A 5,031-nucleotide genomic window follows, 5' to 3' on the forward strand; every position below is an offset into this window, starting at 1 on the left:
GTGTGTCGGGGTGATCGGTGGGGGAGCCGGGGTTAGCGTGATCGACATGGCGGGGCGATACGGCGAGGACGTGTTGGCGGGGGACTGGCGGCGGCGGAAGGTCACCCCCGAGGTGGACGCCGAACCGGATCTCGTGGTGGAGGACGCCGACTCCGGATTCTGCGGCGCGGTCGTCGGCTTCGAGTCCGGTGCGGTGGTGCTGGAGGACCGGCACGGCCGGCGGCGCAACTTCCCGCTGCTGCCGGCGGCGTTCCTGCTCGACGGTCGGCCGGTGACACTGCGTCGCCCGACCCGCGCCCCGGTGCCGGCGGCGCGTCGGCGTACCGCGTCCGGGTCGGTGGCCGTGGACAACGTGCGCGCCCAGGTGGCCAAGGCCAGCCGGATCTGGGTGGAGGGCATCCACGACGCCGCGCTGGTCGAGCGGATCTGGGGCGACGACCTGCGGATCGAGGGCGTGGTCGTGGAGCCGCTGGACGGCATCGACGCCCTCGACGCCGAGGTACGCGACTTCGCCCCCGGCCCGACCCGGCGACTCGGCGTCCTCGTCGACCACCTCGTGCCGGGCAGCAAGGAGAGCCGCATCGTGGCCCGGGTCAACTCGCCGTACGTGCTGGTGACCGGGCATCCCTACGTGGACGTCTGGCAGGCGGTCAAACCGGCGGCGCTGGGCATCGCGGCGTGGCCGGTGGTGCCACCGGGGCAGCCGTGGAAGGAGGGGGTCTGCGCTGCCCTCGGCGTGGCCGAGCCGGCCGACATGTGGCGGCACATCCTGTCCCGGGTGAACAGCTTCGCCGACGTGGAGACCCCCCTGATCAACGCCATGGAACGCCTCATCGACTTCGTCACCGAACCGGCCTGACCCGCCGCCTCGCCGCCCCGCCCGGCCGCGCCGTCGCCCCGCGCCTGCCGCATACGCAAGATCGCGCAACTTCGGGGATGTAGTGGCCATGAAGGCCCTCGGAGGCCACTACGTCCACGATGTTGTGCGGATCTTGGGGTGCCGGAGCGGCGGCGAACGCACGCGACCGGTCAGGGTTCCTGGTCGGGGGTGCGGGTGTGGACGAAGGTGGCGATGTCCAGGGCGACCGCGCGACCCTGCTCGTCGCGCAGGACGGTGAGGATCTCGCCGTCCTGTCCACCGGCGCGGCCCCGCCAGCGGTCCGGTCCCTCGGGGACGAAACGCAGGTCGGGAGCGCCGACCCGGCCGGCGTGCAGCTCGCCGGCGACGTCCGCGTACACCTCGATCTCGGTGCCCATCCACCACCAGCGGCCGGTCAGCTCGGCGAGCTCGGCGGGGGGAGGGGCGGCGGCCGGCCGCCACGGGGTGACCGGCGCGGGTTCGGCGTCCAGCACCAGGGTGAGCAGCCGCCGGCCGAGGGCGCCGAGGTGCCCGGTGCGCAGCCCGTACGAGTTGGCGAAGCCCACCACGGCGGTGCGGGTGGGTCGGTGCACGGCCAGCGAGGCGATGTAGCCGGGCATCGAGCCCCCGTGGCCGACGTACACCCGGTCGCCCTCCCGGAAGAGCTCCAGACCGAGGCCGTGCCCGTGGGTCCAGGAGTCCAGGTCGCCGATCACCACGGGGGAGCACATCTCGGTCAGCGTCCCGGCGGCCAGCACCGACGGGTCGGGGTCGGCCAGGAACGCGGCCCAGCGGCCCAGGTCCTCGATCGTCGACCACAGCTGCCCGGCGGGGGCCATCGCCCCGGTGTCGGTACGGGGCTCCTCGCGCAGCGTGTCGTGCCACGGGTGGACAACGTAGCCGCGGGCGAACGGTTCGGTGGCCGCGTACGTGGTGCGGCGCATCCCCAGCGGGGCGAGGATCCGCTCGTCGAGCAGGTCCGCCCAGGGCATGCCGGTGAGCCGTTCGAGCACTCCGCCCAGCAGGCCGTACGCCAGGTTGGAGTAGTGGTACGTGGCGTGCGGCGGGTAGGCGATCTTGTCGGCGGTCAGCCCGGCGAGCAGGGTGGCGAGGTCGGCGCCGGCGGTCCGCTCCCACCAGTCGCCCTCGGGTTCGCGCTGGATGCCGCTGGCGTGCCCGAGCAACTGGCGCAGGGTGAGGGTACCGACGCCGGTGCCCGGCAGGTGCCGTTCGAGCGGGTCGTCCACGGTCAGCCGGCCGGCGTCGCGCAACTGCATGATCAGGGTGGCGGTCATCGTCTTGCTGATCGAGCCCAGCCGGTACTGCAGGTCGACGCCCGGGCGGGGGTGCTCGCCGGCGGCGGCCAGGTGTGCCAGCGTGCCGTCGCGGACCACGCCGAGCACCAGCGACGGGGCGCGGCCGTCGACCTGCGCCTGGGCCACCTGGGCGTCGAACTGTCGGGCGGTCTCGGGCAGCAGGGTCAACGTGATCTCCTCGCTCGTCGGCTGGTGCGGGCCGCCGTCATGGGGCGTTTCGGCGGGCCAGGGGGGTTTCGCCGAGCCTACTGATCATCACGGGTCGGCTGCTCGTGCATTCGCGTGTCACGATCGTGGTGTGGACGCCGTGGTATGGATCGTTGTGGGTGTGCTGCTGGTTGTCGCCGAGGTCTTCACGACGACGCTTTTTCTGATCATGTTCGGGGTCGGCGCGTTCGCCGCGGCGGGCGCGGCAGCGCTGGGCGCGCCGGTGGCGGTGCAGGCGCTGGTGTTCGCGGTGGTGTCGGCGTTGAGCCTGGTGGTGGTCCGACCGGTCATCCGGCGGCACCAGCGGTCGGCGCTGGACAGCGGCGAGCAGCCGTTCGGCGTGGAAGCGATCGAGGGTTCCACAGCGTTGGTGTTGGAACGGGTGGACGCCGAGCACGGCCTCGTCAAGATCGACGGAGAGCTGTGGAGCGCCCGGTCGTACGACACGACGCAGTCCTACGAGCCTGGCGCACGGGTGCGGGTGATAAAGGTCCGGGGCGCGACCGCCCTGGTCTGGCAGGACGATGTTTCTTCCGCCGGCGAGCTGCCGGAAGCGAGAGGGTGAACGGGATGACGGTCATAGGCGTACTGCTGATCGCAGTGGCGTTGATCGCGGTGGTGACGCTGGCGAAGGCCGTGCGGATCGTGCCGCAGCAACGCCAGGACGTGGTGGAACGGCTCGGAAAGTACAAGCGCACGCTCAGCCCCGGCCTCAACCTGCTGGTGCCCTTCGTCGACGCGGTACGCACCAAGGTCGACATGCGGGAGCAGGTGGTCAGCTTCCCGCCGCAGCCGGTGATCACCTCGGACAACCTGGTGGTCTCGATCGACACCGTTCTCTACTTCAAGGTGGTCGACTCGGTCCGGGCGACCTACGAGATCTCTAGCTTCCTCCAGGCCATCGAGCAGCTCACCGTCACCACGCTGCGTAACGTGATCGGCTCGCTGGACCTGGAGCGGGCGCTGACCAGCCGGGACGAGATCAACCGGCACCTCTCCGGCGTGCTGGACGAGACCACCGGCCGCTGGGGCATCAAGGTGACCCGGGTGGAGATCAAGGCGATCGAGCCGCCGGCCAGCATCCGGGACTCGATGGAGAAGCAGATGCGCGCCGAGCGGGACCGCCGCGCGGCGATCCTCACCGCCGAGGGGCACAAGCAGTCGGTGATCCTCACCGCCGAGGGTGACAAGCAGTCGGCGGTGCTGCGGGCCGACGGTGACCGGCAGGCCCGGATCCTGCAGGCCGAGGGCCAGGCGAAGGCGATCCGGACGGTCTTCGACGCGATCCACCAGGCGAATCCGAGCCAGAAGGTGCTCGCCTACCAGTACCTGCAGGCCCTGCCGCAGATCGCCCAGGGCAGCGCCAACAAGGTCTGGATCATCCCGGCCGAGCTGACCAAGGCGCTGGAGGGGATGGGTGGCGCGCTCGGCGGGCTGAGCCAGATGGTCGGGGACCTGCCCGCACCGGAGGCCGCGGAGCACGCGAGCCAGGTCGAGCGCGAGGCCGCGGAGGCGGCGCAGGCCGCGGCGGACGCCGCTCAGCAGATCCACGATGAGGTACGCGTCGCCGAGGCGCAGGCCACCGGCGGCAAGGGACCGCAGGGGCTGCCGGCGCCGGAGCCGGTGTCCCCGACCAGCCTCGTCGAGGACCCGGCCGACCAGCGCGAGCGCGGCTGATCCCGTACGCCGGCCACCCGGCCGGCTAAATGCGAGAAAGACTCATGGGGCGCTCCGACGCCTGCCACGATCGGTCCTAGGACGGGTGGTGACCAGGCAATCGGGGCGCCCCGGCGCGTCCCGCACCGCTCGTCGGCGAGCGAGGTGACGCATGAAGGATCCGGCGAATCGGATGTGGTCCTCGGCCCCGGTGCCCGGCGCGCACGACCCGGCCGGCCCGCTGGGCTCCCGACGGAGCGGCGGCGGGTTCGGCGTACTGCCGTTCGTCGGCGAACCGACCCCGGCCGGGCCGGCAACGAACGCCAGTTGGGCCTGGTCGATACGCCGGTTCGCGCGCGCGGCGGTGTGGCTGCTGCCCGCGTACGCCATCCTCTACGGCGCGGTGGCGATGGCCAGTGACGGCGGGGTGGGCAACGACCCGTATCCGGCCGACGGCCGGGCGGCGTACCTCATCGGTTGGGTGGCCGCGGTCTGGCTCGGCCTGCTCGCGCTGTTGGCCCTCACCGGCCTGCTCGCCGCTACCCGCAGTCGTCGGGTGGCCGCCGCCGGGCTGCTGGTCAGCATCGCCGGCACCGTGCTGATGCTGCCCTTCGCCGGGCTCGCCGAACAGACACCGGTCTTCGGCACCACCGCGCGGTCGCTGGTGCTGGTCGGCGCCACCTTCTACAGCGCGGGCTGGTTCCTCACCGGGTGGGCGGTGGCCCGTTCGGGCTCGTTCAGCCTTGGCGACGGGGTCATGCTGATCATCGCCGCGCCGCTGCTCGGCCTGGGAGGCGCCCTGATCGGCTCGCTGCAGACGTTCGGCGCGATCTTCGTGCTGATCGCGGGCATCGGGATCGGCTACCGCTCCGGGCGCCTGATGCCCCGCGAAACCGCCCGCGACGCCGCCAGCGCCAGCCTCTCCACCCCAACCCCCTCCTGACCCACGTCGCCGGCCCTCACGGTCCCGCCTTGACCCGGTCGATCATGAAG

At 72.3% G+C, this 5,031-nt stretch carries 5 protein-coding genes; 4 read left to right on the plus strand and 1 reads right to left on the minus strand.

Annotation, left to right across the window (positions count from 1 at the left end; translation table 11 throughout):
* Window positions 1-46 precede the first annotated feature (46 nt).
* Complete coding sequence (locus DKT68_RS13965) at window positions 47-859, plus strand: DUF3097 domain-containing protein (RefSeq protein WP_109817839.1); 813 nt, start codon at window positions 47-49, stop codon at window positions 857-859.
* Window positions 860-1,029: 170 nt separating this feature from the next.
* Here the strand turns inward: DKT68_RS13965 and DKT68_RS13970 are convergent, their stop codons facing one another.
* Window positions 1,030-2,343, minus strand: a complete 1,314-nt coding sequence (locus tag DKT68_RS13970) for a serine hydrolase domain-containing protein (RefSeq protein WP_109817836.1) — start codon at window positions 2,341-2,343, stop codon at window positions 1,030-1,032.
* A gap of 130 nt (window positions 2,344-2,473) precedes the next feature.
* Between DKT68_RS13970 and DKT68_RS13975 the strand changes: the two genes are divergently transcribed.
* From DKT68_RS13975 to DKT68_RS13985, 3 genes are all read left to right on the plus strand, one after another.
* Window positions 2,474-2,947, plus strand: coding sequence for an NfeD family protein (locus DKT68_RS13975; RefSeq protein WP_109817837.1), 474 nt, complete (start codon window positions 2,474-2,476; stop codon window positions 2,945-2,947).
* Between the two features lie 5 nt (window positions 2,948-2,952).
* Window positions 2,953-4,059 (plus strand): SPFH domain-containing protein, encoded by a 1,107-nt coding sequence (locus DKT68_RS13980; protein ID WP_109817840.1) that lies wholly within the window; start codon window positions 2,953-2,955, stop codon window positions 4,057-4,059.
* A gap of 151 nt (window positions 4,060-4,210) precedes the next feature.
* Entirely contained in the window at window positions 4,211-4,981 is a 771-nt protein-coding gene (locus DKT68_RS13985) for a hypothetical protein (RefSeq protein ID WP_109817838.1), read from the plus strand.
* Window positions 4,982-5,031: the final 50 nt, after the last annotated feature.

Source organism: Micromonospora acroterricola, from assembly GCF_003172955.1.
GTDB lineage: Bacteria > Actinomycetota > Actinomycetes > Mycobacteriales > Micromonosporaceae > Micromonospora > Micromonospora acroterricola.

What these genes read in the sequence shown, in the direction of transcription:
- DKT68_RS13965 (WP_109817839.1), top strand. Translation starts at nt 47, where the DNA reads ATGGCGGGGCGATACGGCGAGGACGTGTTGGCGGGGGACTGGCGGCGG.
- DKT68_RS13980 (WP_109817840.1), top strand. Translation starts at nt 2,953, where the DNA reads ATGACGGTCATAGGCGTACTGCTGATCGCAGTGGCGTTGATCGCGGTG.
- DKT68_RS13985 (WP_109817838.1), top strand. Translation starts at nt 4,211, where the DNA reads ATGAAGGATCCGGCGAATCGGATGTGGTCCTCGGCCCCGGTGCCCGGC.